The following is a 25,450-nucleotide window of genomic DNA, read 5'->3' on the forward strand; positions in this document are numbered from 1 at the left end:
TGCCGATGCTTAGGGAAAAGACATGCGTGAGGACAACAAGCTTGCGTCCTAGCCATTCACATAGCGCCGGTGGGAACGGTGGCCGAGGCTGGTCAAGACCTCATAGCCGATGGTGCCGGCCTGGCCGGCTACTTGGTCCACCGTCTGCGACGACGGCCCGATGAGTTCGACGAGGTCGCCGGCCTGCAGCCTGCCGGGCGGCAGTGCGGAAATGTCGAGGATGATCGTATCCATCGAAATCCGGCCGACGAAGGGCAGCCGCACATTTTCGAACCAGGCGACAGAAGCGGCGCGTCGATGCCAGCCATCGCCATAGCCGAGCGAAATGGTCGCCGCGGCAAGCGGGGTCTTAGCATGGAAAGTGTGGCCGTAGCCGACACCGGCGCCGGCCTCCAATATCCGCGTCTGGATGACCTTGGCTTGCAATCGCACCACCGGCAGCATCGGATTGTCCTTCGCCGGCGTCGGATTGATGCCATAGAGAGCGGCACCCGGACGGACGAGGTCGTAGTGATAGCGCTGCCCGAGAAAAATGCCCGATGAATTGGCAAGCGAAGCCGGCGCCTCCGGCAGCATCCGGCGCAGCCGTTCGAATTCCAGCCGCTGCCGCTCGTTGGCCGGTTGCTCGGGTTCGTCGGCGCAGGCGAGATGGCTCATCATGAATGTCAGTTCGACACCGTCGAAGGCCTGCGGATCGTGCGCCACGGCTTTCACCTCGGACGGCGTCATGCCGAGCCGCGACATGCCGCTGTCGACCTGGACGGCGGCCGGCAACTTACGGCCCACCCGCCCGGCCGTCTCGCGCCATGCCGCGAGTTGGCTGGCGCTGTTGACGACGGTGCAAAGCCCTGCCGCAACCGCTTCCGTTTCCGCACCCGGCGGAATGCCGTTCAGCACATAAATGGCCGGGTCTGAGCCGAGCGCCTTGCGCAGCAAGATGCCGCCGGCCAAATGCGCAACAAAGAAAGTATTACAGCCCTCAGCCATCAGTGCGGCGGCTACCGGCGCCGCGCCAATCCCGTAACCGTCGGCCTTGACCACTCCAGCACAGCCGACGCCGTCCAGCCGCGCCTTCAGCCGCCGGTAGTTCTCACGGACGGCGCCGAGATCGATGGTCAGGATCGCCCCCGCCGCGGCTTCGCTGATCGGTTCGCCCAGGGTGACGGTCAGCGGAAGAGATTTGCTGGAGATATCGTTCATGCCGACCTGTTTTAGCGGAAGGCCGGCGGCTACGCCACCAGGTGCCGGAACGCTGCCACCACGTCCTCGTAGACCTTGCGCTTGAACGGCACGATCAGACCCGGCAATTCCAGCATCGGCCGCCACGCCCACCGGTCGAACTCCGCATTGTGGCCACCCGGCGGCGGATTGATCTCGATCTCGCTTTCGTCGCCGTGGAAACGGAAGGCAAACCATTTCTGCGTCTGGCCGCGATATCGTCCCTTGAAGGCGACGCCGACCAGATGCGCCGGCAGATCGTAGTTGATCCAGTGCGGCGCCTCGGCCAGCAGCGACACCGAGCGCATGCCGGTCTCTTCGTAGAGCTCGCGCTCCGCCGCGGGCAGCGGCTCCTCGCCATTGTCGATGCCGCCCTGCGGCATCTGCCAGAGCTGCGTCGTTCCAGCGAATTCGCTGTCCGGCTCGGCAATGCGACGGCCGACCCAGACCAGGCCGTCGCCATTGAGGACCATCACCCCTACGCAGGGCCGGTAGGGTAGCGTCTCGGGGTCAACGAGCTTGTTCTTTGCCATCTCAGCCTTTTTCCGGATCTATCGCCACCGCCGAAACCGGCACGATCTCGATGCCGCGCTTCTTGGCCTCGGTCACCCAGGAAGACACGGTATCCACCGTCAGGTCGAAGGCCGAGCCGATGCCTACGGCAAACCCTTTCGCACGCGCTGTCGCTTCCAGCCCATCCAGTTTCTTCAATATGGCGCCACGGTCCTGCACCGCGTCGATCGCCGTATCGCCGCCGACGAACGGTACGCCGTCCTTCAGCGCCAGTTCGGGTGCCAGGCTGCGCGCCGACGAACCGTCGTCGACATAGGCCAGGCCACGCTTGCCAAGCTCGGCCATCAGCGGCCCCATCGCCGTCGCGTCGGCCGAAAAGCGGGCGCCCATATAGTTCATGACGCCGGTGTAGTTGGTCGTTCGCGACAGCGCCCAGCGTAAATTCTTCAAATTCTCGTCCGGCGTCGCAGCCACGGTCAGCGTGTTGCGGCCGGGGTCGACGTTCGGATAGTCGAACGGCTCGAGCGGCACCTGCATGATGACCTCATGGCCGCTCTGCCGCGCCACCTGCATCCAGCGGCCGATGCTGTTGCCTTGCGGCGCGAAGGCCAGCGTCACTTCCGCCGGCAGCTTGGCGATGGCTGCCTGCGTGCCGGTCTGCGACACGGCAAGACCGCCGATGACGAGCGCCACGCGTGCGCCGCGAGCCCCGGACCACGGCCGCGCATAGACATCGAATGGGCGCCGGCCGTCGGCGGCGCGGATCGGCAGCGGACCGGTCTCGCTGGCCTCGATCAGGGCCTTGTCGGGAATGTGCGCGATCCTGAGGTTCTGGCCGATCGTCGAAGGGTCGCGAATGACGATGGCCGCCTCGGGTGGACCGTCGCCCTCTTTGGTCTGGACATGGATGATCTGCGGACCGCCCGTCTTCGGCTCGCTTATATTGGCCCCACTTGCGTTGCTTGGCGCTGCCACGTCGGGCGTCGCCTTGGCCGGCGCCACGGCGGTATCCGCCGCCGCCGGCGTCTTTGGCGCCGAAACGGCTACTTCTTGCAGCCTCCGGAACGGCTTGTCGCGCAAGGCGATCGCGCTGGAAACGCCGACCACGGACAGCACGACAAGTGCGGCCGCGACCGCACCGGCGCTGATCCCGCTGCCTGAGCGCGACGGCCGGATCGCCTGTCCGAGCGGTCGTTCTATGTCCTTGCCGATATCAGCCAAGCCCGCACCCCCGGCGTGCATCCCCGAAGTAAAACCTTCTCCGGAGGCGCAAAATCCAAAATGTCGGCGCGTCCCCTTGCTTCACTGGACGCGCAACATGCCGGCCGCAGCCCCGAATCAAACTGCCGGAGCCTCGCGGCCCCGGCAGCATCGCATCGCTTCGCTCAGGCAGCCAGACCTGTTTGGCCCGGCTTGCCCGTCCTTACTGGTTCAACACGGCCTTTTGCGGATTCGGCGGGAACGCCGGATCGGTCTTCTGGCCGCGCAGCAGCTGCTCGGCAAAGATGAGCTGCAAATCGTCCTTCGGTTCCGGCGGCACATAGGCTGCCGAACCCGAACCGGTCGTGCCTTCGTCGGCGCCCTTGATGTGGCCCTTGAGGTCGGATTCGCCGCGCGTTAGGTCCCTGCCCTGCAGTTCCGCCGGCAGCGGCTGGTCGACCTTGATGTCGGGCGTGATACCCTTGCCCTGGATCGACTTGCCGGACGGCGTGTAATAGAGCGCCGTCGTCAGCCGCAGCGCCCCGTTCTCGCCAAGCGGGATGATGGTCTGCACCGAACCCTTGCCGAAGGACTGCGTGCCGACCACTGTGGCGCGGCGCAGATCCTGCAGCGCGCCGGCGACGATTTCCGAGGCACTGGCCGAGCCGCCGTTGACGAGCACGATCAGCGGCTTGCCGCCGATGTCGTCGCCGGCCCGCGCGTCGAAGCGGGTGACGTCCTTCGGATCGCGGCCGCGCGTCGAGACGATCTCGCCACGGTCGAGGAAGGCATCCGACACGCTCACCGCCTGGTCGAGCAAACCGCCCGGATTGAGGCGCAGGTCGAGCACGTAGCCCTTGAGCTTGTCGTTCGGCACCTGCTTCTTGATGGTGTCGATGGCATTCTCGAGGTCGTCATAGGTTTTTTCGGTAAAGGAGGTGATCTTCATGTAACCGATGTCGTTTTCGACCCGGAACTTGACCGCCTTGACCTTGATGATATCGCGCACGACGGTCAGTTCGATCGGCTTGTCGGCGCCCTGGCGCAGGATGGTGAGCTTGATCGGCGTATTGACCAGCCCGCGCATCTTCTCGACGGCGTCGTTGAGGGTCAGGCCGCGAACCTCCTCGCCGTCGATCTTGGCGATATAGTCGCCGGCGAGCACGCCTGCCTTGGCGGCCGGCGTATCGTCGATCGGCGTGATTACCTTGACCAGATCGTTCTCCATGGTGACCTCGATGCCGAGGCCGCCGAACTCGCCCTTGGTCTGCACGCGCATGTCCTGCGCTTCTTCGGCGTTCATGTAGGAGGAGTGCGGGTCGAGCGAGGACAGCATGCCGTTGATGGCATTTTCAACCAGCGACTTGTCGTCGGGCGGTGTCACATAATTCGCCCGCACCCGTTCGAAGATGTCGCCGAAGATCGCCAGTTGCTTATAGGTCTCGGAGCCCGCAGCCTTCGCCGTCGAGCCGGGCGCGCCATAGACCAGGCTCATCGCCGATGCACCCATTAGCGCACCGGCAAACAGAAGCGACAGTTTCCGCATCATTCACGTCCTTCCAGAAAAACGGTCCGCCCACCATGGGGCCGGATCGACGGGTTTTCCATCCTTGCGGAACTCGACATAGAGCTCCGGCGTGGCATTTCCATTCTTCGATGCCGAGGTGCTCGCCACCCGGGCCTCTCCCATCGCGCCGACCGGCTCACCTGCGAGCACCGACTGGCCAGACGCGACGCTGATTCTGCTCATCCCCGCCAGGACGACATGATAGCCGTCACCCGCATTCAGGATCAAGAGTTGACCGTAAGAGCGGAAAGGCCCCGCATAAAGCACATTTCCATCCGCCGGCGCTGTGACGATGGCTCCCGATTGTGTCGCAACCATGTCACCGAGCATCACCGCGCCGTTACCGTCGTTGGCCCCGAAGCGCCGCTTGATCCTGCCGGTGACCGGCAGCGCGATCTGCCCTTGAAGCGCGGAAAACGGCGCGGCAGCGGTGAGCCTGTTGCTCTCCGGCACCGGCAGCGAGGCCAATTCCGTCGGCGCCGCAGCCGATGCCGGGCCCTTGTCGGCGTCCGCGGTCTTTTGCTCGGCTGCCTTGGCCGCATCCGCCGCCTTGCGGGCCCTGTCGGCCTCGAGCGATGCGATCAGTTCTTTCAGGCTGCCGGCCTTGGCCGCCAGCGTCGCGGATCGCTGCTTTTCGGCGGCCAGCGCGGTTTGCGTATCGGCGGCGAGCTTCTGCTTGGCTTCGAGCAGCATGCCGAGCCGCTTTTTTTCCGCCGCCTGCTCGCCGACCGCTGCCGTCAGCCGCGCCCGCTCGGCCTCGATCGAGGCCGTCACCCGCGACTGCTCCTTGAGATCGGCCAGCAACATGTCGGTCTGCTGGCGCAGTTCCGGCACCACGGCACCGAGCAGGATGGCGCTGCGCACCGACGACAATGCGTCCTCCGGCTTGACCAGGATCGCCGGCGGCGGATTGAGCCCCATGCGCTGCAGCGCGCCGAGCACTTCGGCCAGAACGTCGCGTCTGGCGGCCAGTGAGGCGCGGATCTTCTGCTCCTGCGCCTTCAGCCCTTCCAGCTTGCCGCCAATGTCCTCGATGTCCTGGCCGAGCTTCTGCTCGGTCATCGCCGACTGGATCAGCGCCGCGGTGATCGAGGCGTGGTCCTTCTTGACCGCTGCTATGTCGGCGGCGAGCTTGGCCAGCCGCTCGGACGACAGCGTGATCTCTTTCGATACTTTTTCGTATTCGGCGCGGCTCTGGTCCGGGTCGGGCGCCAGGTCGAGCGTGTTCTCGGCCCGCGCGACGCCGAGCGAAAGCGCGATCGTCGCCACGGCGATGCCGTAGCGTACGCGCCAGGAGCCCGTTCGTGATTTCCAGTCTTCAGACATTGAAGCCTAACTCTATGCGCGGCTTCGTTAACGAACCATCAACCATGTTCGAGCCCCGGCCGCCATCCGCAAACCCCATGCGCCCAAACTGTCGATGAGCATTGGGGCAAAAATCCGGGCGGCTGGCATCAATTCGCCGACCAAGCCGACTTCATGAACGATGGTAGGGGTGGCCGGAAAGGATCGTGGCCGCCCTGTAAAGCTGCTCGCCCAGCATCACGCGGACCAGCTGATGCGGCCAGGTCAGCGCGCCGAGCGACACCGTCAGATCAGCCAGGTCGCGCAGCGACTGGTCATGGCCGTCGGCGCCGCCAATGGCAATCACCAGCGCCTTGCGCCCGCCATCGCGCAGCGAACCTATGCGGCCGGCGAAATCCTCGGAGGAAAGGTTCTTGCCGCGCTCATCCAGCAGCATCAGCGCCGTGCCCGGCTGCAAGTGCGTCTGCAGCTTCAGGCCTTCCTCGCGCCGGCGCTCATTGGCCGTCTGCGCGCGGCCTTCGGCAATCTCGACGATCCCGGCGAATTCGAGGCCTACGGCAGGACCGCTCTTGGCAAAACGCTCGAAATAGCGATCGGCCAACTGCTTCTCGGGGCCGGCTTTCATTCGGCCCACGGCATGAACGGTAATCTTCATCCTTGCCTCGAAGAGCCGCTGATGCATGTCGGACAACGACATGCATCAAGACGAATACGGCTCAGTGGAGGGTCTCCTCCTCGAGATCAGGCGCCTGCCACATCTTTTCGAGATTGTAGAAGTCGCGGACCTCGGGACGGAAGACATGGACGATGATGTCGCCCGAATCGATCAGGACCCAGTCGGCGCCAGCCAGCCCCTCGACGCGCGCCGTGCCGAGCCCGGCATCCTTGAGCGCCTTGAGGAGATGATCGGCAACAGCCGAGACATGACGGTGCGATCGACCCGATGCGACGACCATGTAGTCGCCGAGGCTCGATTTCCCCTGAATGTCGATTGAGACGATGTTTTCGGCCTTGGAGTCTTCCAGACTGGCAAGGACTGTCTTGATGGCGCGGGACACGGCGTCGTTTACGCTGATCCCGGCCGGCGAAGGCACGATGTCGGCCTTCTTCCGAAGTGCTGTTCTCAGTGTATTTCCTTTCGCAGCAAGAACAACCAAATCACCTATGAAATCAGGTGACACTGCTTAGATAGGCAGAGTTAGGTTGCAGTTTCAAGACACCGCTCGCAAGCAGGCGCCCGGCAGCGGCCGAATATCGGGCTTTCCGGGCGAGAAATTCGGAACCGCCTCGCCCCGCAGCGGTTATCGGCTCATCCACGAACCGGAATCCCGACATGCCGATCGATCCCCAGAACGCTCTCCTCACTGTTCAATCCGGCCTTGCGCAACTCAGTACGCTGATCGTCTCCTACTCGCTTTCGGCGGTCGGCGCCGTCATCCTGCTGGTCATCGGCTACATCGTCGCCGGCCTCGCCGAGCGTTCGATCTACGCCGGCCTCGGCCACGTTCACGGTTTCGACGAAACGCTCCGCCATTTCTTCTCGCAGGTCGTCCGCTACGCCATCCTGGGACTGGTCGTGATCATGGTTCTCGGCCAGTTCGGCGTGCAGACGGCTTCGATCATTGCCGCTATCGGTGCTGCCGGCCTGGCCATCGGCCTGGCGCTGCAAGGCACGCTGCAGAACATTGCCGCCGGTATCATGCTCCTGGCGCTGCGGCCGTTCCGCATCGGGGAATATGTCGAAGTCGGCGCCATATCCGGTACTGTCGAGGAGATCGGGCTGTTTGCCACTACGCTGAGAACGGTCGAGGGCGTCTACGTGCTTGCACCCAACTCGACCCTGTGGAACCAGCCGGTCCGCAATTTCACCCGCAACGGCGTGCGCCGCGGCGACATCACGCTCAGCATCGGCTCGTGGAACGACATCGATTTCGCGCAAAAGACCATGCTTGGCGTTGCCGCCGCCGACCGGCGTGTCAGGCGGCAGCCGGCGCCGATCGCCTTTGTCGCAACCGTCGGCGATAGCACCGTCACCATCACCTTGCGCTACTGGACGGCAGCCGCCGACTTCTTCGCCGCCCAGATCGACCTCACCAAGAATGTCAAGCAGGCGTTCGATGCCGAGGGCCTTTCGGTCCCGGCGCCGGCGCCGAAAGCGCCGCAGCCCGATGCCTCAGCCACACGGCAATAAAGCATTTGAAACCAGCTGGAGGGCGTTCAAAGCTCTCCGCGCCCGCGCTGACCTTCGGGCGCGAAGGCGAGATCGACGGGCAACGGCGCCTGCGCCGTCATCGGCGCGAAACTGCCGGTCTCGGTGGCGGGCACCGGCCGCACCATGACGACCCGCCAAAGAACGAACAGGCAATAGGCGGCGGCAATGATGATTGCCACATAGATGAAGGCCTGCGTGCCGTGGATGGCGGAAAGCCCGGTCACAATGCCGGGCACGACGAAGCCGGACAGCGACCAGGCAAACAAGAGCGAGCTCGACAGCGCCACCATATCGTCCTTGCCGGCGCGGTCGCCGGCATGGGCGCTGGCCAGAGAGTAGATCGATTCCGAGGCGCCGTCCCAGACGACGTAGATGACGAGCAGCGCCGCCAGCGCGCCACCGTCGAAACCGAGGGCAAACAGGCCCGCCGCGGCGGCAAGCGCCGACGCCGCGATCAGCACAAAGCGCCGGTCGGTGCGGTCGGAAATCCAGCCGAGCGGAATCTGCAGGATCAGCGTGCCGACCGGCATTGCCGAAAGCAGCAAGGCGACGTCGGCCTGGCTGTAGCCCTTGGCGGTGGCATGGATTGGCGCAAAACCCGAAATGGTCATCGACAGGCCGCCGACGGCAAGCATGCCGGCAACGCCGACCGGTGAGATCCGCCAGGCCCTGCCGAGCGCCACGGAGGCCGCTTGCGGCGCCGGCGGCTGCGCGAGCCGCGTCAGCCCGACGGGAAGGATCGACAGCGCGGTGAAGGCAATGCCGATCAGCGGCGCGTCGGCCGCGCGGATATCGATCAACGCCAGTGTCGAATAGCCGACGCCGAGCCCGGCGACATAGGCAACGTAGAAGATAGCCATGACCCGGCCGCGGATGGCGTTGGCGACGACATCGTTCAGCCAGCTTTGCGCGACGATGAACAGGCCGCATATGGCAAAGCCGTAGAGCGCCCGTGCCGCGATCCATGGCAATGGGTGGGGCCCGGCGCCCACCGCGGCATTGGACAGCACTATCAGTGCCGACAGCACCATGAACACGCGAGCATGGCCGACACGCCGCACCAGCGGCCCGGTCAGGATACAGCCGGCGAGGCCGCCAGCCGAAAGGCCGGTGACGATCAGTCCCGCCCATGTCGGATCGAAGCCCTCGGCGCCGAGCCGGACCGGGATATAAGCGAACATCAGCCCGTTGCCGACGGCGATCAGCGCCATCGACAAGAGGATGCTGGCAATGGCGATCGCCGGCGCCGGCTGCCCTAGACCGTTCTTGTCCTGGTCGCGCTCGAGAATCGTCATGACCGAGGATCGCCCATCAAGCTGGTCGAGGCAGCGGCAAAAGCGACATCAGCGGTCTTGCCCTCCGTGTTGGCTCAGCCCTTTGCCACCTTGCGGATCGCGCTGGACGACAGCGACGAACGCGGCCCGTGGATGAAGGTCCAGGCCGGCGCGTCCATGCGGGCGAGCAGTGGTGCGTCGCCCTCGTCGACGCGGGCATAGTCGAACGTCTTGGCGACCACCGACGACAGGAACGACAGCGTCGCGCCTGGCCGGTCAACCACCGCTATCGGGAACGTCATGACGATGCGGCGCCAGCGCTGCCAGCGATGGAAGTCGCGAAGCGAGTCGGCGCCCATGATCCAGACGAAATCGACGCCCGGATTTCGCGCCTTGACCAGCGCCAGCGTGTCCGCTGTGAAGCGGACGCGGTGGGCCGCCTCGAATGCGGTGACCTTGATCTTTGGGTTCTTCGCGATCTTTTCGGATAGCTGCAGCCGCTCGGCCAGCGGCGCCAGGTCTCCGGCATTCTTGAGCGGATTGCCGGGTGTCACCATCCACCACAGCTGATCGAGCGCAAGGCGTCTGAGTGCGATCTCGGCGACCAGCGCATGGCCAGCGTGCGGCGGGTTGAACGAGCCGCCGAAAAGCCCGACCGCCACGCCTTTCCCGGCATGCGGCATCTTGAGGTAGCGGGAGGATATGGCATGTTCGGACAAGGCAAGCATGCGTCAGGCACCCCCCTCTGCCCTGCCGGGCATCTCGCCCGCAAGGGGGGAGATTGTCAGCTTCATCCCCGGCGCCCTTAGTTCGACATCGAAAATTGGCGAAAGTATATGCGACATCCGATCTCCCCCCTTGCGGGCGAGATGTCCGGCAGGACAGAGGGGGGTGGCTGGGCGCACGCCTCTCAGGCTCTGACTGCGAACGGACTCAAGGCCTCACCTGTCCCGACCCGCGTACGCGGTATTTGAACGAGGTCAGTTGCTCGACGCCGACCGGCCCGCGTGCATGCATCTTGCCGGTGGCGATGCCGATCTCGGCGCCCATGCCGAACTCGCCGCCATCGGCAAACTGCGTCGAGGCGTTGTGCAGAAGGATCGCCGAATCGATCTCGTTGAGGAACCGTTCGACGGCGTTTGCATCCTCGGCGATGATCGCCTCGGTGTGATGCGAGGAAAAATTCTCGATATGCTCGATGGCGCCGCCAATGCCGTCGACCAGCTTCACAGCAATGATGGCGTCGAGGTATTCGGTCACCCAGTCTGCATCGCTCGCCGGCTGGGCATCGGCATAAAGCTTCAGCACCTCGGTATCGGCATGGATCTCGCAGCCTGCCGCCTGTAGGGCCTCGAGGATCGGCACCAGGTGCGTGGCGGCGACGGCACGGTCGACCAGCAGCGTCTCGGCAGCACCACACACCCCGGTGCGCCGCATCTTGGCATTGACCGCGATCTTGACCGCCATGTCGAGATCGGCCGATCGGTCGATATAGAGATGGCAGATGCCCTCGAGATGGGCGAACACCGGCACCCGCGCCTCGTTCTGCACACGCTCGACCAGGCTGCGGCCGCCGCGCGGAATGATGACTTCGAGATTGCCGGAAAGCCCTTTCAGCATTTCGCCGACGGCGGCGCGATCGGTGGTCGGCACCAATTGTATGGCATCCTCCGGCAGCCCGGCTGCCTTCAGCCCCTCGACCAGGCAGGCATGGATCGCGGCGGAAGAATTCGCCGAATCCGAACCGCCGCGCAGGATCACCGGATTGCCCGCCTTGAGGCAGAGCGCGCCGGCATCGGCGGTCACGTTAGGCCGGCTCTCATAGATGACGCCGACGACGCCGAGCGGCGTGCGCACCCGTTCGATATGCAACCCGTTCGGCCGGTCCCATGCCGCAATGACGTCGCCGACTGGATCGCGCAACTCGGCGATTTCATGGATACCGTCTGCCATGGCGCGGATGCGGGCCGGATCGAGCTTCAGCCGGTCCATGAAGGAGGCGGAAAGCCCGGATTCGTGACCATTCGAAACATCGATGGCGTTAGCATCGAGAATGTCCTGCTCACGGGCGATGATGGCGTCGGCCATGGCGAGGAGCGCGGCATTCTTGGCGGCAGTGTTCGCAATGGCCAGCGGTCGGGCGGCAGCGCGCGCCTTGCGGCCTATCCGTGCCATCAAACTGGCTACATCATCGCCTTGGTGTTTGTTCAGCATTTGACCGATCCAGTGACGCTGGTGGATTTACACGCGGCCAGCCTTCCCGGCAATGGCCGCAAATTTGAGGAAGCAGAATGAAGAGAGTTATAATCCTCGTTGCTCTCGGCGCGATCCTCGTACCGACAGGCCTCCGTGCCGCCGACTACTGCGACGACAAGTTTGAACCCGGAGAGAGCCCCGACGGCAAGGCCATGCTTATGGTAAGCTCGATGATGTCCCTCGCACTCGCTGAGCGCTATTGCGGCGCGCCACCGACACCGCTTTCCCAGATCGACGTCGTTGTTGAAGAGTTGCATGGATGTGGGCCGCGCGCTCGGCTTGAGGCGGAATTCAAAAAAAGGATGGAAGAGGAAAAAGGGGCAGAAGCAATGACGACTGACGCGCTCATCCGCGATCTCGTCGTCGAAGACGACAAGGATGTTCCCCAAGCCGAAGTGGATCGACGTGCCAAGGCCGGCATCGAAGCGGAGTTGGGAGGTTGCAGCGAACTTCTGAAGATATACCAGGACTTTCAGGATCGATATCGCAACCCACCCAAATGGCCGCATGAGCCTGACCAGTAGCGCGCCGTCAAAGGCGGGCTGCATCTCCGTCGGCCGCGCCGCTCACCACGAGGTCGTCGCGGTGGATCATCGCCGAACGCGCCTCGTAGCCGAGCACGGTCTCGATCTCGGTCGTCTTCAGGCCCGCGATCCTTACGGCATCGGCGGCATCATAGGCAACCAGCCCGCGCGCTATCTCGCGGCCCTCGGGCGACAGGATCGCCACCGTGTCGCCACGCGCAAAATTGCCGCTGACAAGTTTGACACCGGCCGGCAGCAGCGACTTGCCGGAGAGCAGCGCGCCGATGGCGCCGGCATCGACGGTCAGCCGTCCTGCCGGTTCGAGCTGCCCGGCGATCCAGGTCTTGTAGCCTTTGACCGGATTGGCGCTCGGCCGGAAGAACGTGGCGCGCTCGCCGCGCTCGATTGCCAGCAGCGGCGACAGCCGCGTGCCCGATGTGATGATCATGGCGGTACCGGCTGCGGTGGCGATCTTGCCGGCGTCGAGCTTGGTGCGCATGCCACCGCGCGACAATTCCGAAGCGGCGGCGCCCGCCATCGCCTCGATGTCGGGGGTGATGCGGTCGACGATCGGAATGAACCGGGCTTGCAGATCGCGCCCCGGCGGTGCCGTGTAGAGCCCGTCAATGTCGGAAAGCAGCACCAGTAGATCGGCGCCCATCATGGTGGCGACGCGCGCCGCCAGCCGGTCGTTATCGCCATAACGGATTTCGGAGGTGGCCACCGTGTCGTTCTCGTTGATGACCGGCACCGCCTTCATCTTGAGCAGCGTCGAGATCGTCGCCCGCGCGTTGAGATAACGGCGGCGCTCTTCGGTGTCGCCGAGCGTCAACAGGATCTGGCCCGATTTCAAGCCATTCTTGCCGAGCGCATCCGACCAGGCGCCGGCCAAAGCGATCTGCCCGACGGCAGCAGCGGCCTGGCTCTCCTCGAGCTTCAGCGCTCGCTTGCCGAGGTCGAGGATGGTGCGGCCAAGTGCAATCGCCCCGGAAGACACGACGAGAATTTCGGCGCCGCCATTGGCCAGCACGGCGATGTCGTTGGCAAGCGAGGCCAGCCAGTCGCGCTTCAGGCCCGCCGTGCGGTCGACAAGCAGCGCCGAGCCGATCTTGACGGCAATGCGCCGATAATTTTTCAGCGATTGCGCGGCCATGGCTATGTGTTCCAGCGCGTCTCGACCGGCGCAGCGACAGCCTCGCGCGCATCGGCCACCACAGCCATCAGCGCGCGCAACACCGCCTCGACGCCTTCGCCGGTGACCGCCGAAAGCAGCATCGGCGCGCGGCCGGCGGCGCGTTTCAGCGAGGCGGCTTTCGTCTTGCGCGCGGCGGCGTCGAGTATGTCGACTTGGGAAAGCGCGACGATCTCGACTTTGTCGGTCAGTCCGTTGCCGTAGGCGTCGAGTTCGGCGCGCACGGTCTTGTAGGCCTTGGCGGGATTTTCTTCCTGCGCCGAGACAAGATGCAGAAGGACACGCGTGCGTTCGACATGGCCGAGGAAGCGGTCGCCGATGCCGACACCTTCATGCGCGCCTTCGATCAGGCCGGGAATGTCGGCGATGACGAATTCACGCCCGTCGATGCGGGCCACGCCAAGGCCCGGATGCAGCGTGGTGAAGGGATAGTCGGCGATCTTCGGCTTGGCCGCGGTGACCGCCGCCAGGAAGGTCGACTTGCCGGCGTTGGGCAGCCCGACAAGGCCGGCATCGGCGATCAGCTTCAGCCTGAGCCAGATATTAAGCTCTTCGCCAGGCAGTCCAGGGTTGGCGCGGCGCGGCGCCTGGTTGGTCGAGGTCTTGAAATGCTGGTTGCCGAAGCCGCCATTGCCGCCCTTGGCCAAAAGAAAGCGCTGGCCGACGACCGTCAGATCGCAGATCAGTGTCTCATTGTCCTCGGCAAAGACCTGTGTTCCGGCTGGCACTTTCAGCGTCACGTCGGCACCCTTGGCGCCGGTCATGTTGCGGCCCATGCCGTGCGTCCCGGTCTTGGCCTTGAAATGCTGCTGGTAGCGATAGTCGATCAGCGTGTTCAGCCCATCGACCGCCTCGACCCAGACATCGCCGCCGCGGCCGCCATCGCCGCCGTCCGGGCCGCCGAACTCGATGAACTTTTCGCGCCGAAACGACACCGAACCGGCGCCGCCGTCGCCGGAGCGGATGTAGACCTTGGCTTGATCGAGAAATTTCATCGGATTGTATGGTTTCTGCTATTGGCTTTGCGGGATTGCTCTAAACCAAGGCGGGTCGAAGGGCGAGGGCCGTTTTTGCTACTGTAGCGTCGCGCGTAGCTCTGGACGCGTGCCATTTGGTTGACCCTTGCCGAAAATCGATCCTCGGCTTTCTAAGCGCGAGATGTCGGAATGAAGCTGGTAACTTACAATATCCACTACGGCGTCGGCCTCGATGGCCGCTATGATGTCGGCCGTATCGCCGATGCCGTGCGCGGCGCCGACTGATCGCGCTGCAGGAGGTCACCCGCGCCAACCCGAAGAATGGCGGCCGCGACATGGTGGCCGAGCTCGGCGAGGCGCTGCCCGACTATTTTGCCGTCTACGGCAGCAATTTCGAGGCCGACGCCGGCTCGCGACTGGAGAACGGCCGCGCCATCACGACCACCTTCCAGCTCGGCAACATGGTGCTGTCGAGGACGCCGATCCATCTGTCGCGCAATCTCCTTTTGCCGCGCAGCCGCAGTTTTGAGGCGATGAACTTCCAGCGCGGCGCGCTGGAGGCGCTGATCGAAACGCCGCTTGGTTCGATCCGCTTCTATTCCACCCATCTCGACCACCGCAGCCCGGTTGAACGCCTGAGCCAGATCCGCTTTCTGCGCCAGCGCCTGTTGAACTACCCGCTCGATGGCGGTGGGCTCTCCGGCGTCGCCGAGATCGGCTTGCCGGATCTGCCTTGTCCCGAAGCCTTCGTCGTTATGGGCGACTTCAACATGCTGGCCGGATCGCCGGAACACGTCGAACTCGCCGGCCAGCCTGACCATGAATTTGGCATGCCGGTGACCGCCGACCTCGCCATCGATGCCGCCACACGCCTCGGCGCTGCCTGCGCCGATCTCGTCACCTGGGTCGACCCCAAGCGGCCGGGCGATACCAGCCGCTACAAGCGCATCGACTACATCTTCACCAGCGCTTCGCTTGCCAAATCGCTGAGGCGCCTGTAGGTCGACCGGCAAGTGGCCGGTTCGGATCACTTGCCGGTCTGGCTCGAGATGGCCTGAGCCGCATCCATCAAAAATGCACCCAGTTCCGCAGGCTGGTCCAGGTCTTGCGGTCGAGGCGGTAGCGCTCGACCGGCACCTGGCCGGCAACGATCGAATTCAGCATGCCCTGGCCGGCATACTGGAAGCCGCATTTGTGGATGACCCGGCGCGAGGCCGGATTGATAACCCGCGTCGAGGCGTGCAGCACCTGGATCGTGGTTCTCTGGAAGGCAAGGTCGACCAGTGCGTGCGCCGCTTCCGTCGCGTAGCCGCGTTTCCAGTACGGCTCGCCAATCCAGTAGCCGAGCTCCAGCCCACGATCCGTAGTGTTGAGCCCGGCACAGCCGACGAAGGTCTCGGTGCCGGCCAGCGTCAACGCATAGGCGATTCCGGCCCGGCGCGACGCCGTCATGGCCAGGAAAGCGCGTGCCTCCGCCTCGCCATAGGGATGCGGCATGCGAGCCAGCATTTCCGCGACATGGCGGTTGTCGGCGAGCGCCACCAATTGCTCGATGTCGCCTTCACGCGGGGCACGCATGACCAGCCGCTCGGTCGCGAGCACCGGGCAATCTATCGTGTAACTTTCGTCGTCTGAGTCTTCCGCTTCGGCAACCATGTCAAAGTCCTCCAGGCAAGAAAAAGGGAGATGGAAACCCATCTCCCCTGATCCTTTTCCTGGCTTGGCCAGACACCGGTCCCGAGATGGGTGCCGGTGTTCTCGTGCGGAACCGGCTACTCCGCTGCCTTCGTCATCGGGTTCACCGATACGTAGGTTCGGCCATTGGCTTTTTTGTTGAAGGTGACTGCGCCAGCTTCCAGCGCAAACAGCGTGTGGTCCGTGCCAATGCCGACATTGGTGCCGGGATGCCACGTCGTGCCACGCTGACGAATGATGATGTTGCCCGGAATCACGGCTTCGCCGCCGAACTTCTTCACGCCGAGCCGCTTGGAATGGGAGTCGCGACCATTGCGCGACGATCCGCCAGCTTTCTTGTGTGCCATCTAACTACTCCGATGCGCCGCGAGGCGCCTAAACGATCTTATGAACGCGTTCGCGTTCCGTTTCAAGTCCGATCCGGCGACGATTGCGCCGTTCGTTTTACTTCTTCGCCAATTCCTTGGCCTGCTCGCGCCAGTCCTTGATCTGGTCGGCGCTGAACGGCATGTGCTCGTCGATCTTGGCGACATCCTTGTCGGACAGCTTGGCGATCTGGGCGAAGGTGGTGATGCCCTGTTCGTTGAGCTGGCCGGCGGCAACCGGGCCGATGCCCTTGATCACCGTCAGGTCATCCGGCTCGCCCTTCGGCGCCTTAAACAACGGCGCGGCGGCTTCACTTGCCTCGGCCTTGGCTTCTTTCTTCGGCGCAGCCTCTGCCTTCGCTTCGGCCTTCGGCGCGGCTTCAGCCTTCGCCTCGGTCTTGGCTGCAACCTCGGCCTTCGCTTCGGTCTTGGCGGCGGCCTTCTTCGCTGGCTTGGCGCCGCCCAGCAGGATCTCGGCGATCCTGACGGTGGTCAAAAGCTGGCGATGGCCGATCTTGCGGCGCGAATTCTGCCGACGGCGCTTCTTGAAGGCGATGACGGTGCGGTTCTTGCCCTGCTCGACGACTTCGGCGGTGACCATCGCACCATCGACGAACGGCGCGCCGAACGTGACGTTCTCGCCCTCGCCATGCGCGAGCACATTGCCGATTTCGACGATATCGCCGACATTGGCTTCGAGTTTTTCGATCTTCAGGAGATCGTTGGCGGCAACGCGATACTGCTTGCCGCCCGTTTTGATGACTGCGAACATTTTTTGCCTTTCGCTGTTCGGTCGGCCTTGATGAACCGCTTCAGGCGGTTCGGCCGTCTTTTTGTCAGTCTGCGGGTTCAAAAAACAAGCGGCGCGGAAGATTCCTCCACGCCGATTGCGCGCTGTCCCTAACCGAAGGTTCGGCTTGAGTCAAGGCAAGCGCCGCGGGCAAGAGGCGGATGAGTTGAGCCCAGTCCGCCAAATATCGAACAGCGGCTACCGGAGCCTTGAAGAAAGCACGAACGGGAACCTGCGGCGCCGGGGCAGATTGGCCCTTGTAACCTGCCTGTCCAGCCGTTATCTAGTGCGCCGCGCCGGCAACGGCGGACCATGACCGCGGAGAGGTGGCAGAGTGGTCGAATGCACCGCACTCGAAATGCGGCATGGGTGCAAGCCCATCGGGGGTTCGAATCCCTCCCTCTCCGCCAGTGATCCTAATTTCTTGATACTGCCTGCCGAACGCAGCCATAAATGCTTGTGAAGTCGCGGAGCTCAATCGCAGCCGGCGTTAGCATTAGCCCGCTACGTCGTTGTGACCAGGCAACCGAGCGGTGTTGCGGAAGGTTGTCAGTCCGCAGCGTGGTCAAGCGAGCATCAGCCGGATTGTGTATTTGGTGACCCGTCGCGAACCTACCCACGACCTCATCGATCACATGGAACGGAGCAAGAAAACCACTTCCGTGGTCGCACTGGATGGCGGCTGGGTTCTGTTGCGCGCAGTTGCGGATCAAGACGGCTATGACTTGTGTCTGCGGCGGCAAGGCCGCCAAAATCGGCGAGCGATGCACTAACTGCTGGAGTGCGCACCGCCTTCGAGGTATAAATGGCTCTATATTCCGGGAGGAAGAGCCATGAATGCAGTGCCTCAATGGCGGCTCGCAGGCGACTGGTTCGACATCTGCAGCTGCGATATCCCTTGCCCTTGCGAGTTCGCCCAGCGGCCGACCGGCAATCATTGCCAGGGTGTGCTCGCCTGGCATGTGCGCGAGGGTCAGTATGGCGACGTGAAGCTCGACGGCCTGTCGCTGGTGGCGCTCGGAGAGTTCGAAGGCAATCTATGGGCCGGCGAGGCAAAGGCCGTGATGGGCATGTACCTCGACGAGAAGGCGAACGAACGGCAACGTGAAGCCCTGCAGGCGATCTTCGGCGGGCAGGCTGGCGGCTGGCCGGCGGGTTTTGCCGCCAACATCGGCGAGATGCGTGGCATGGAGTTCGTGCCGATCACTTTCGAGGTGGCGGGGGATCTTGCCAACTGGCGGGTCGAGATTCCTGGCCTCGTCGTCGGGCATGCGGAAGCGCTTTCAGGTCCCACGACACCACCCGGCAAGCGGGTGCAGACGATCAACCCGCCGGGCTCGGAGGTCGGCCCGGGCCAGGTTGCCACCTGGGGGCGTTCGGTCGAGGTGAGCACCAAAGGCTTCGGGCTCGACTGGACGGGCACGGCGCGCTCGAGCAAACACATTCCGTTCGACTGGACCGGCCCGAACTAGGGACGTGCCGATGCCTGACGCGTTCCCCGGGAAATCGTGGCGGCTCCGGAATTTGCGTGGCATGCCGCTCGGCCTTCTCGCATCGCTTGTCGTGCTAACAGCGGCGGCGTGGGCGCTGACCCTCAGCATGGATATGCCTATGGGCATTGCGGTGCGCGGCGGGATGGAGGGCATGGAAGGCATGGCCGGCATGGCGACGGCCGGAATTGCCGCCGACGGCTGGTCGCTTGCCGGCGCCGCCGCCTTTCTTGCTGTATGGACGGTGATGATGGCTGCTATGATGCTGCCGGCGGCCGCGCCCATGATCTTTATGTTCGCAGCGGCGCAGGCCAGGCGCGAACAGCACGTCGCTATCCCGGCGTGGATATTCGTCGCGGGCTACATGCTCGTCTGGGCGGCGGCGGGCCTTCTTGTGTATGTCCTGGTCCAGCTCGGAAGCGCGTTTGCGACGAGCCTCGATCCGCCTCAGCGTTCGAAATGGGCGCCGCTCGCGCTCGGTATGACGCTTGGCGTCGCCGGACTCTACCAATTCACGACCCTCAAGCACATTTGCCTCAGCCATTGCCGTTCGCCGCTCGCTTTCGTTGCGCAGCATTGGCGCGACGGCCGGGTTGGCGCACTCGAGATGGGGCTGCGGCACGGACTCTATTGCTTTGGTTGCTGCTGGGCTCTGTTTGCCTTGCTGGTCGCGGTGGGCATCATGAGCGTCGCCTGGATGCTGCTGTTGACGCTGGTCGTCTTCGTCGAGAAGCTGCTGCAGCGCGGCCGCCGCTTCGAAGTTGCTTTGGGCATTGCGCTGATGGCCCTCGGGATCGCTGTATCGTTCGGCGCGATCGAGATGCCTTGGATGAGCGGCTAGCCCCAGCCGGTTGGTGAAATTCCGAACACATCGGTCTCATTTTCAGTCCTTAGGGGTAAGGGCGGGTCGTTCTGTTTGACGAACCGATGCTAGCAGCTGACAGTCGGGTCGGTGCTGGCTCAAGATGGCGCGCTATACAACTTTCCGCCGCAATTGGCTCACGCTCAGCCACACCGCCGAAACCAGGAAGTAGAGGGCGCCTACTGCGGCATAGCCGGCCACGTTGGCGATGGATGGCGGCATCGGCATCCGCGCCTGCGCGATGAAAAACGTGCCTGCCAGTGCTGATTGCCCTCCGCTCAGGATCATCGCCCACTGCGCACCTGAGCTCTTCCAACGGCGGACAGCGGTGCCGAGTTGAAGCAGGCCGGACAGGATCGCCCATAGGCCAAACACCCCGAGCACCCAATTCATGCTCATCTTCAGCGCAACAACGACCGCGAGCGTTGTCGCCACACTGACCACGACGTTGATGGTCTGGGTGCGATTCTGTCCCAATCCTCCGCTGCGCGATGCGTCGACAAAATTGGCCAAGGCATCCCATGCAGGATAAGCCACGAGTAAAACCGCCGCGACCACCCCGGAATGCTGTCCCACTGTAAAGGCAGCCGCCACCCAGACAGCCGAGAACGCCGTCCGAGCGAAGTAATAGAGCTTGAGCCATTGTTCCTGGCTGGCGCGGGAAAGATCGCCATCGTGAATCGTCATTGGATCATCCTTTCGACTAGTAGGTAGGTCTCTCGACGAACGTCGCAGAGCCATTACGGCTATGGTTCGTTGAGGTCTTAGGGTCGTATCTGGAGGGAACGCGGAGCGAGCCGCTCCAGGAGCGGGCCTGTCACGACGCCGAATACCTTCGGGTCGCCATAGGCCCGTGCGGAAAGCATCGCGCCGTGGACAGTCGCCATGAACGCTTCAGCCTCGGCACGAGGGGTACTCACCAGTTGAAATCGGCCGCGTCGCGCGCCGCGCTCCAGCACGGATGTAAGCCAAGCCGACAGGGAGCGGAAATGCGCCCGGACCTCAAGGCCAACTTCCTCGGGCAGAACGGGGAGCTCGCTTGCCAACAGCGCGCAGATGCAAAACGGGGCGCTGACGTCCGCAATGCAGGCTTCCCAATACCGGGCATAGATCCCCAACTGTTCGAGCGGATCGGATTCGTGAAGTTCGACATTTGCCAGCCCCGCTTCAGCTTCCTCCCGATACCGCGCAACCAGCGTTCGGACCAGATCGACCTTGCTTGGGAAATGGTGATGGATGCTCGCCTTACGGATCCCGACCACATCAGCGATGTCGGCATAACTGAAACCGTTGTAGCCGCCAGCGACGATCAGTGAACGTGCACAAGCCAGGATGTCATCAGAGGTGGTAGACAAGTTGCTCATGCCCTCTACCTACCTTCTGGTAGGATGGCAGTCAAGCCTCGTTGCGATGCGGCGAACCAAGGAGAGAGTAGCGTGAAATCGGGTGGCTATGGCGTAGACGTCATTCGATCTTCATTGTTTCTCGGCCCCCATCCATTCAAAAGCGGGGTGTTTGTCGATCGAGGTAGCCGTCCCACTTCGCAGGCGGCGACACCCTCCGGCCGACCGGATCATCGCAATCGCCGCGCGGCTCTAGGCGTTTGCACCGACTGCGCTATCTCCCCATCGTTAGCCTTGTTCTATCGCTGGTTGAGATCGGGAGGTTTCCATGGATCGGCGACTATTTTTGACAGGAATGTTTGGCATTGCGGGGGCTGCGGCCCTTGCAAGCACAGTTCGGCCAATCAACGCAGTGGCCGGCGTTCCAACTGCCAGAAGCGGCATTCTCGATGAACTCGAGGCGCCGGATGTCGAGACCTTCGACGACGACGAAACTCAAGCAGAGTTGCAACCAATCTATCATCGCCGGTGGCACCGGCCGCGTCGCCGCCGCCGGCGCGCTTGGAGAAGGGTCTGTCGCGTTTACTGGCGAAATGGCTATCGGCGTAGGCGGTGCTTCCGCAGGCGCGTCTGGGTCTGGTTTCGATTCTAGCAACTGGCCGGCATGAACCCTGGCCATCGCGGCCGGGGTTTTCGCCTCAGGCGGCCGTTTGCGCCCTTAGGGAGCTTTCCTAAGGGCGCGGAGGAGGCTGACGGTGTTTGCAGGTTTCAGAGCCACCAGCTTGGAACTAGACGATACGACCATCTTCGCAAGGGTCGGTGGCACCGGTCCGCCGCTACTGCTTCTTCACGGTTTTCCAGAGACGCATCTGATGTGGAGGGATATCGCCGAAGCCTTGGCGCCCCGCTTCACTGTGGTCGCCGCCGACCTGCGAGGCTATGGACGAAGCGGATGTCCGGTTTCCTCTGCCGATCATAGCCTATACGCCAAACGCGCCATGGCCGGCGACATGGTTCAAGTCATGAAGCAGCTGGGGTTTGAGCGGTTCATGGTTGCCGGGCATGATCGTGGCGGACGGGTTGCCCATCGCCTGGCGCTCGACCATCCCGACAAAGTACTCAAGATCGCCGTCCTCGACATCATCCCCACCGCCGCAACATGGGATCGGGCGGATGCCAGACTGGCGCTCGGCTTCTGGCCATGGAGCCTTCTTGCCCAGCCGGAGCCCCTGCCGGAACGTCTGATCGGCGCGGCTCCCGATGCCGTCGTCGACGATGCGATAACGCAGTGGGGATCGTCGGCAAAAATGGTCTCCAAAGAGGTCAGGGACGCCTATGTTGATGCGCTTCGTGATCCCGCGCATATTCATGCAATCTGCGAAGAGTATCGCGCCGCTGCGACGATCGATCGTGAACATGACGCGCTGAACCAGGCAAACGGTCGTCGCATCGAGTGTCCGCTACTGGCGCTATGGAGTAGCGAAGGCGCTCTGGAGAACTGGTATGCGCAAGAAGGCGGGCCGCTGGTCATCTGGAGGAAATGGGCCGACAGAGTGGAAGGACGGGCCGTCCAAGGCGGGCACTTTTTCCCGGAAGAGCACCCCGACAAGACGGCAGCGGCTCTCTCGGAATTCTTCGAAGAAAAACAGGACGGTCAGCACGGAGTGTTGTAGAGGTCACATGCTTCAGTTACGCGGAACCTCGGGAGCCCTTCGCCGCCCGAGATCGAGAACCCTCCGAAATCCGCCCGTCCGGCATCAACGTGCTTGATAAGGGAATGAAGGCGATCTCCACGGCCACGCCTGTAATATGCAGCCTGATGTTTGTCGCAAGTTGCGCATCGCCTTTGCCGGCATCCTTTGATGCTGCGAAATACGACAAGATGAGTTGCGTCGAGCTCAACGTGGCGATAGGCGCGGTCGCCGACGAAATGTCGGCAACGGCCATTGCTCGCGGCAAAGTCGTCCACACCAACATTCCGAGCTGGCTGTTGGGAGGACAGCGTGTCGCCGCGACCGTGGCTGCCCGCCAGAGTGCGAAGATCGAGCGCTTGCGGCAGCAGGAGGCAGCGATTGCAGCGGCGAGACGAAGCCGGTGCTGATTGCGCCGCTGGAGTGGGTCTTCAACCCGACAGACCGGATTGATGCGCAGCGATCGCGCCGAGGAATATCTCGCCGAAATCCTTGAGCTTGGCGGCGCCGACGCCGTTGACCGCGGCGAAGGCGTCCAGATCACGCGGGCAGCGTTCGGCCATATCGATCAGTGTACGATCCGAAAAGACCACGAAGGCCGGCACCTGGCGTTCGCGGGCAAGACGCAGCCGTACCGCCTTGAGCGCGGCCAGCAGCGCCGAATCCAGACCTTCCGTGCCTGCTGCGGTATCCTGTACGGTCCGTATCTTGCCTCGCGATAACTGGCGCGCGTCCACGCGATACCGGAACGAGGCCTCGCCCCGAGCCAGCGCACGGCCCTTCTCGGCAATGGCGAGGCCGCCATGGCCGGCTGGGTCCAATGTCAGGAACCCTCCCGCGACGAGCTGGCGGACCAGCGACAGCCACACGTTTTTCTTGTGCGCCACACCGGTGCCGAAGCTGGCAAGCCTATGGTGGTTCCTGTCCAGGACCTTCTCGGTCTCATGGCCGAGCAGAACATCGACGACATGGGCGGCGCCAAAGCGCTCGCCGGTCTGTGTGATCGCCGCCAGGATGATCCGCGCCTCCGCCTCGCCATCCGCATGCGGCGCCTGGTCGAGGCAGTTGTCGCAATTGCCGCAATGCGAAGCATTTTCGCCGAAATAGCCAAGCAGGATCTGGCGGCGGCACTGCGTCGTCTCGCAATAGCCGATCAGCGTATCGAGCCGGCCATGCGCGCGCCTTTTGTGCTCAGCCGGTGCGTCCTCGTCTTCGATGAAAAGCCGGCGCATGCGGATATCGCCGAGACCGAAGAGCATATGTGCCTCGGCCGCTCGCCCGTCGCGGCCCGCCCGCCCGATTTCCTGATAATAGGCCTCAAGACTGCCCGGCAGGTCGGTGTGGAAGACATAGGCGACATCCGGCTTGTCGATCCCCATGCCGAAGGCGATGGTCGCTACCATCACCACGCCGGACAAGGTCATGAAAGCGTTTTGATTCGCTTCGCGCGCGTCCTTGCTCATGCCGGCATGATAGGCGAGCGCGCGTACGCCGTTCCGCTCGAGGAACGCCGCCATCTCCTCGGTCTTTTTGCGTGACAGGCAATAGACGATCCCGCTGCGGCCCGCATGGCGCTGCACGAAGCCTAGCAGTTGGCGCTTGCTGTCCTGCTTGGGCTCGATGCTTAGCTTGATGTTCGGCCGGTCGAAGCCGAGCACCACGGTATCGACGCGCCCATCGAACAGTTGCGCGGCAATGTCGGTGCGCGTCGCCTCGTCCGCCGTCGCCGTCAACGCAATGATCGGCACTTTCGGGAAGACATCACGTAGTCTCGACAACTCTTCGTATTCGCGCCGGAACGCCGGTCCCCATTGCGAGATGCAATGCGCCTCGTCGATGGCCATCAGCCGGACATCGAGCTTGGTCAACGCCTCGAGCATTCGCACCGTCATTAGCCGCTCCGGTGCAAGATAGAGCAGGCGTGTCTGGCCTGCCGCGACGCGGCGCCATGCAGCGACATTGGCGTCGCGGTCGAGCGAGGAATTGATCGTATCGGCCGCCACGCCGGCAAGGCGCAATGCGGCGACCTGATCCTGCATCAGCGCCACCAGCGGCGAAACGACAATGGTGAGCCCGCCCAGCACCAGCGCCGGGACCTGGTAGCAGAGCGATTTGCCGGCGCCGGTCGGCATGACAGCCAGCACATGGCGCCCGGCCAGCAGCGCCTCCATAACGGGCGCCTGGCCGAGACGAAAGTCATCGAAGCCGAAGACATCCTTCAGGACGCGCCGCTTGGAATCCTCCGCCGGGATGCTCGCTGCTGCCTGCATTACAGAACTTTCGGAGGCACGACCTGCCGAAATTTCCCGGCGAATCGCCAAGTGATTGCCTGGACAGCAGATTCGAACATTTATCGACCCCTCCGGTCCTCCTCGGCACCGCCTGAAGCGAACCTCTCTCTCATTGGCCGATATCAGACCGTCGTTCCAGCCCCTATTCGCTTTGGCTGTGAATATCGCGCCGCCTCGGAGCGGTTAATCCTATCTTCACCATCATTCGGCAGGTTCAGGTTCTGCGGTGATGTTTTGAGTACCGCGGCGCCACAAGCGCCCAGGCAACACGCCCGCGTCTCTCCGGAGGCGCGGGTTTTTCGTTCCGAGAACCGGCTGCCTGATCTTCGCGCCAGCGGCTCAGTCGAGGAAATCGGCGCGGTGCGGCGTGAAGCTGTCGACCAGTCGTCCCGCCTCCAGCGCCTTGACGCCATGGACAAGGTTGGACCGGACGATGAAGCTGCTTCCGGTCTCCAGGATCTCGGTCCTGCCGTCGATGGTGACTTCGAAGCGGCCTTCGGCGACGTAGCTCGCCTGGACGTGCGGGTGCGAATGCAGCGCGCCGACGCCGCCCTTGTCGAATCCGAACTCAACCATCATCAGCTCATCGGTGTGCAGGAGCACGCGCCGGCAGTTGCCGTCGGGCGTCGGCGTCCACGCACCCTCGCCGGCATGCGAGAAGATTTTGATTCCGGTCATCGTCAAA

The 25,450-nt window shown here is 63.6% G+C and carries 25 protein-coding genes, 1 tRNA gene and 1 pseudogene; 8 read left to right on the top strand and 19 right to left on the bottom strand.

From position 1 onward, the window contains the following. Positions 1–48: 48 nt before the first annotated feature. The 7 genes from alr to rsfS all read right to left on the bottom strand — a co-directional run bounded on the left by alr (position 49) and on the right by rsfS (position 6,897). Positions 49–1,200 carry an alanine racemase gene (gene alr, locus NKH21_RS13865; RefSeq protein WP_352865571.1) on the bottom strand — a complete coding sequence of 384 codons (1,152 nt, stop codon included), beginning with the start codon at positions 1,198–1,200 and terminating at the stop codon, positions 49–51. Between the two features lie 29 nt (positions 1,201–1,229). Then, positions 1,230–1,751, bottom strand: coding sequence for an RNA pyrophosphohydrolase (locus NKH21_RS13870; protein WP_352666098.1), 522 nt, complete (start codon positions 1,749–1,751; stop codon positions 1,230–1,232). Between the two features lies 1 nt (position 1,752). Next, positions 1,753–2,952: a divergent polysaccharide deacetylase family protein gene (locus NKH21_RS13875; protein WP_352865573.1), complete on the bottom strand. Its 1,200-nt coding sequence runs from the start codon at positions 2,950–2,952 to the stop codon at positions 1,753–1,755. A 202-nt stretch (positions 2,953–3,154) separates the two neighbouring features. After that, positions 3,155–4,480 (bottom strand): S41 family peptidase, encoded by a 1,326-nt coding sequence (locus NKH21_RS13880; protein WP_352489210.1) that lies wholly within the window; start codon positions 4,478–4,480, stop codon positions 3,155–3,157. After that, a complete protein-coding gene (locus tag NKH21_RS13885; protein WP_352450875.1) occupies positions 4,481–5,824 on the bottom strand; it encodes a murein hydrolase activator EnvC family protein in 1,344 nt (447 codons plus the stop codon). Between the two features lie 151 nt (positions 5,825–5,975). Further along, positions 5,976–6,458: a 23S rRNA (pseudouridine(1915)-N(3))-methyltransferase RlmH gene (rlmH, locus tag NKH21_RS13890; RefSeq protein WP_352666096.1), complete on the bottom strand. Its 483-nt coding sequence runs from the start codon at positions 6,456–6,458 to the stop codon at positions 5,976–5,978. A 61-nt stretch (positions 6,459–6,519) separates the two neighbouring features. Continuing rightward, positions 6,520–6,897 carry a ribosome silencing factor gene (gene rsfS / locus NKH21_RS13895; RefSeq protein ID WP_023678068.1) on the bottom strand — a complete coding sequence of 126 codons (378 nt, stop codon included), beginning with the start codon at positions 6,895–6,897 and terminating at the stop codon, positions 6,520–6,522. Positions 6,898–7,136: 239 nt separating this feature from the next. Between rsfS and NKH21_RS13900 the strand changes: the two genes are divergently transcribed. Continuing rightward, positions 7,137–7,994: a mechanosensitive ion channel family protein gene (locus NKH21_RS13900; RefSeq protein ID WP_352666095.1), complete on the top strand. Its 858-nt coding sequence runs from the start codon at positions 7,137–7,139 to the stop codon at positions 7,992–7,994. A 26-nt stretch (positions 7,995–8,020) separates the two neighbouring features. Here NKH21_RS13900 and NKH21_RS13905 read toward each other — a convergent pair whose 3' ends face one another. From NKH21_RS13905 to NKH21_RS13915, 3 genes are all read right to left on the bottom strand, one after another. Further along, positions 8,021–9,310, bottom strand: a complete 1,290-nt coding sequence (locus NKH21_RS13905; RefSeq protein WP_352865577.1) for an MFS transporter — start codon at positions 9,308–9,310, stop codon at positions 8,021–8,023. A gap of 74 nt (positions 9,311–9,384) precedes the next feature. Beyond that, a complete protein-coding gene (locus tag NKH21_RS13910) occupies positions 9,385–9,972 on the bottom strand; it encodes a nicotinate-nucleotide adenylyltransferase (protein WP_352666237.1) in 588 nt (195 codons plus the stop codon). A gap of 250 nt (positions 9,973–10,222) precedes the next feature. After that, complete coding sequence (locus tag NKH21_RS13915) at positions 10,223–11,503, bottom strand: glutamate-5-semialdehyde dehydrogenase (RefSeq protein WP_352666093.1); 1,281 nt, start codon at positions 11,501–11,503, stop codon at positions 10,223–10,225. Positions 11,504–11,580: 77 nt separating this feature from the next. Here NKH21_RS13915 and NKH21_RS13920 point away from each other — a divergent pair, with 77 nt between their 5' ends. Next, positions 11,581–12,069: a hypothetical protein gene (locus tag NKH21_RS13920; RefSeq protein WP_352865580.1), complete on the top strand. Its 489-nt coding sequence runs from the start codon at positions 11,581–11,583 to the stop codon at positions 12,067–12,069. Positions 12,070–12,076: 7 nt separating this feature from the next. Here the strand turns inward: NKH21_RS13920 and proB are convergent, their stop codons facing one another. Next, a complete protein-coding gene (gene proB, locus NKH21_RS13925; protein ID WP_352666091.1) occupies positions 12,077–13,222 on the bottom strand; it encodes a glutamate 5-kinase in 1,146 nt (381 codons plus the stop codon). Positions 13,223–13,224: 2 nt separating this feature from the next. After that, complete coding sequence (gene obgE, locus NKH21_RS13930; RefSeq protein ID WP_352465645.1) at positions 13,225–14,256, bottom strand: GTPase ObgE; 1,032 nt, start codon at positions 14,254–14,256, stop codon at positions 13,225–13,227. 171 nt (positions 14,257–14,427) lie between these two features. Between obgE and NKH21_RS13935 the strand changes: the two are divergent. Then, positions 14,428–15,239 (top strand): annotated as a pseudogene (locus NKH21_RS13935) (endonuclease/exonuclease/phosphatase family protein). 67 nt (positions 15,240–15,306) lie between these two features. On the opposite strand, the gene NKH21_RS13940 reads toward NKH21_RS13935, so the two are convergent. The 3 genes from NKH21_RS13940 to NKH21_RS13950 all read right to left on the bottom strand — a co-directional run bounded on the left by NKH21_RS13940 (position 15,307) and on the right by NKH21_RS13950 (position 17,070). Next, on the bottom strand, positions 15,307–15,894 hold the full coding sequence (locus NKH21_RS13940) for a GNAT family N-acetyltransferase (protein WP_352666090.1): 588 nt from the start codon (positions 15,892–15,894) through the stop codon (positions 15,307–15,309). 116 nt (positions 15,895–16,010) lie between these two features. Further along, on the bottom strand, positions 16,011–16,280 hold the full coding sequence (gene rpmA / locus NKH21_RS13945; protein ID WP_023678077.1) for a 50S ribosomal protein L27: 270 nt from the start codon (positions 16,278–16,280) through the stop codon (positions 16,011–16,013). A 97-nt stretch (positions 16,281–16,377) separates the two neighbouring features. Next, positions 16,378–17,070 (bottom strand): 50S ribosomal protein L21, encoded by a 693-nt coding sequence (locus NKH21_RS13950; RefSeq protein ID WP_352865584.1) that lies wholly within the window; start codon positions 17,068–17,070, stop codon positions 16,378–16,380. A 338-nt stretch (positions 17,071–17,408) separates the two neighbouring features. On the opposite strand from NKH21_RS13950, the gene NKH21_RS13955 reads away from it, so the two are divergent. The 3 genes from NKH21_RS13955 to NKH21_RS13965 all read left to right on the top strand — a co-directional run bounded on the left by NKH21_RS13955 (position 17,409) and on the right by NKH21_RS13965 (position 19,419). Further along, positions 17,409–17,498: transfer RNA gene (locus tag NKH21_RS13955), tRNA-Ser, on the top strand. A gap of 423 nt (positions 17,499–17,921) precedes the next feature. Beyond that, a complete protein-coding gene (locus tag NKH21_RS13960) occupies positions 17,922–18,560 on the top strand; it encodes a DUF1326 domain-containing protein (protein ID WP_352666088.1) in 639 nt (212 codons plus the stop codon). Positions 18,561–18,621: 61 nt separating this feature from the next. Beyond that, entirely contained in the window at positions 18,622–19,419 is a 798-nt protein-coding gene (locus NKH21_RS13965) for a DUF2182 domain-containing protein (RefSeq protein ID WP_352666087.1), read from the top strand. Positions 19,420–19,551: 132 nt separating this feature from the next. On the opposite strand, the gene NKH21_RS13970 is transcribed toward NKH21_RS13965, so the two are convergent. After that, a complete protein-coding gene (locus NKH21_RS13970) occupies positions 19,552–20,127 on the bottom strand; it encodes a DUF308 domain-containing protein (protein ID WP_352669426.1) in 576 nt (191 codons plus the stop codon). 77 nt (positions 20,128–20,204) lie between these two features. Beyond that, a complete protein-coding gene (locus tag NKH21_RS13975) occupies positions 20,205–20,804 on the bottom strand; it encodes a TetR/AcrR family transcriptional regulator (RefSeq protein WP_352669429.1) in 600 nt (199 codons plus the stop codon). 734 nt (positions 20,805–21,538) lie between these two features. Here NKH21_RS13975 and NKH21_RS13980 point away from each other — a divergent pair. Both NKH21_RS13980 and NKH21_RS13985 read left to right on the top strand, forming a co-directional pair. Further along, on the top strand, positions 21,539–22,456 hold the full coding sequence (locus NKH21_RS13980; RefSeq protein ID WP_352669431.1) for an alpha/beta fold hydrolase: 918 nt from the start codon (positions 21,539–21,541) through the stop codon (positions 22,454–22,456). 209 nt (positions 22,457–22,665) lie between these two features. Then, positions 22,666–22,884: a hypothetical protein gene (locus NKH21_RS13985; protein WP_352865587.1), complete on the top strand. Its 219-nt coding sequence runs from the start codon at positions 22,666–22,668 to the stop codon at positions 22,882–22,884. A gap of 21 nt (positions 22,885–22,905) precedes the next feature. On the opposite strand, the gene recQ is transcribed toward NKH21_RS13985, so the two are convergent. Continuing rightward, on the bottom strand, positions 22,906–24,744 hold the full coding sequence (gene recQ / locus NKH21_RS13990; protein WP_352669437.1) for a DNA helicase RecQ: 1,839 nt from the start codon (positions 24,742–24,744) through the stop codon (positions 22,906–22,908). 360 nt (positions 24,745–25,104) lie between these two features. Further along, entirely contained in the window at positions 25,105–25,443 is a 339-nt protein-coding gene (locus tag NKH21_RS13995) for a cupin domain-containing protein (protein WP_352669439.1), read from the bottom strand. Positions 25,444–25,450 lie beyond the last annotated feature (7 nt).

Origin of the sequence: Mesorhizobium sp. M1329 (assembly GCF_040318035.1) — a bacterium.
Lineage (GTDB): Bacteria > Pseudomonadota > Alphaproteobacteria > Rhizobiales > Rhizobiaceae > Mesorhizobium.

Excerpts from the sequence above, each read along its gene's own strand:
- NKH21_RS13880 (WP_352489210.1), bottom strand. The coding sequence starts at position 4,480 with ATGATGCGGAAACTGTCGCTTCTGTTTGCCGGTGCGCTAATGGGTGCA.
- NKH21_RS13900 (WP_352666095.1), top strand. The coding sequence starts at position 7,137 with ATGCCGATCGATCCCCAGAACGCTCTCCTCACTGTTCAATCCGGCCTT.
- NKH21_RS13915 (WP_352666093.1), bottom strand. The coding sequence starts at position 11,503 with ATGCTGAACAAACACCAAGGCGATGATGTAGCCAGTTTGATGGCACGG.
- NKH21_RS13985 (WP_352865587.1), top strand. The coding sequence starts at position 22,666 with ATGAGTTGCGTCGAGCTCAACGTGGCGATAGGCGCGGTCGCCGACGAA.
- NKH21_RS13920 (WP_352865580.1), top strand. The coding sequence starts at position 11,581 with ATGAAGAGAGTTATAATCCTCGTTGCTCTCGGCGCGATCCTCGTACCG.
- NKH21_RS13975 (WP_352669429.1), bottom strand. The coding sequence starts at position 20,804 with ATGAGCAACTTGTCTACCACCTCTGATGACATCCTGGCTTGTGCACGT.
- NKH21_RS13995 (WP_352669439.1), bottom strand. The coding sequence starts at position 25,443 with ATGACCGGAATCAAAATCTTCTCGCATGCCGGCGAGGGTGCGTGGACG.
- rpmA (WP_023678077.1), bottom strand. The coding sequence starts at position 16,280 with ATGGCACACAAGAAAGCTGGCGGATCGTCGCGCAATGGTCGCGACTCC.
- obgE (WP_352465645.1), bottom strand. The coding sequence starts at position 14,256 with ATGAAATTTCTCGATCAAGCCAAGGTCTACATCCGCTCCGGCGACGGC.
- NKH21_RS13970 (WP_352669426.1), bottom strand. The coding sequence starts at position 20,127 with ATGACGATTCACGATGGCGATCTTTCCCGCGCCAGCCAGGAACAATGG.
- NKH21_RS13960 (WP_352666088.1), top strand. The coding sequence starts at position 17,922 with ATGAATGCAGTGCCTCAATGGCGGCTCGCAGGCGACTGGTTCGACATC.
- NKH21_RS13910 (WP_352666237.1), bottom strand. The coding sequence starts at position 9,972 with ATGCCGCATGCCGGGAAAGGCGTGGCGGTCGGGCTTTTCGGCGGCTCG.
- NKH21_RS13905 (WP_352865577.1), bottom strand. The coding sequence starts at position 9,310 with ATGACGATTCTCGAGCGCGACCAGGACAAGAACGGTCTAGGGCAGCCG.
- NKH21_RS13965 (WP_352666087.1), top strand. The coding sequence starts at position 18,622 with ATGCCGCTCGGCCTTCTCGCATCGCTTGTCGTGCTAACAGCGGCGGCG.
- NKH21_RS13940 (WP_352666090.1), bottom strand. The coding sequence starts at position 15,894 with ATGGTTGCCGAAGCGGAAGACTCAGACGACGAAAGTTACACGATAGAT.
- proB (WP_352666091.1), bottom strand. The coding sequence starts at position 13,222 with ATGGCCGCGCAATCGCTGAAAAATTATCGGCGCATTGCCGTCAAGATC.
- alr (WP_352865571.1), bottom strand. The coding sequence starts at position 1,200 with ATGAACGATATCTCCAGCAAATCTCTTCCGCTGACCGTCACCCTGGGC.
- recQ (WP_352669437.1), bottom strand. The coding sequence starts at position 24,744 with ATGCAGGCAGCAGCGAGCATCCCGGCGGAGGATTCCAAGCGGCGCGTC.
- rlmH (WP_352666096.1), bottom strand. The coding sequence starts at position 6,458 with ATGAAGATTACCGTTCATGCCGTGGGCCGAATGAAAGCCGGCCCCGAG.
- NKH21_RS13950 (WP_352865584.1), bottom strand. The coding sequence starts at position 17,070 with ATGTTCGCAGTCATCAAAACGGGCGGCAAGCAGTATCGCGTTGCCGCC.
- NKH21_RS13870 (WP_352666098.1), bottom strand. The coding sequence starts at position 1,751 with ATGGCAAAGAACAAGCTCGTTGACCCCGAGACGCTACCCTACCGGCCC.
- NKH21_RS13885 (WP_352450875.1), bottom strand. The coding sequence starts at position 5,824 with ATGTCTGAAGACTGGAAATCACGAACGGGCTCCTGGCGCGTACGCTAC.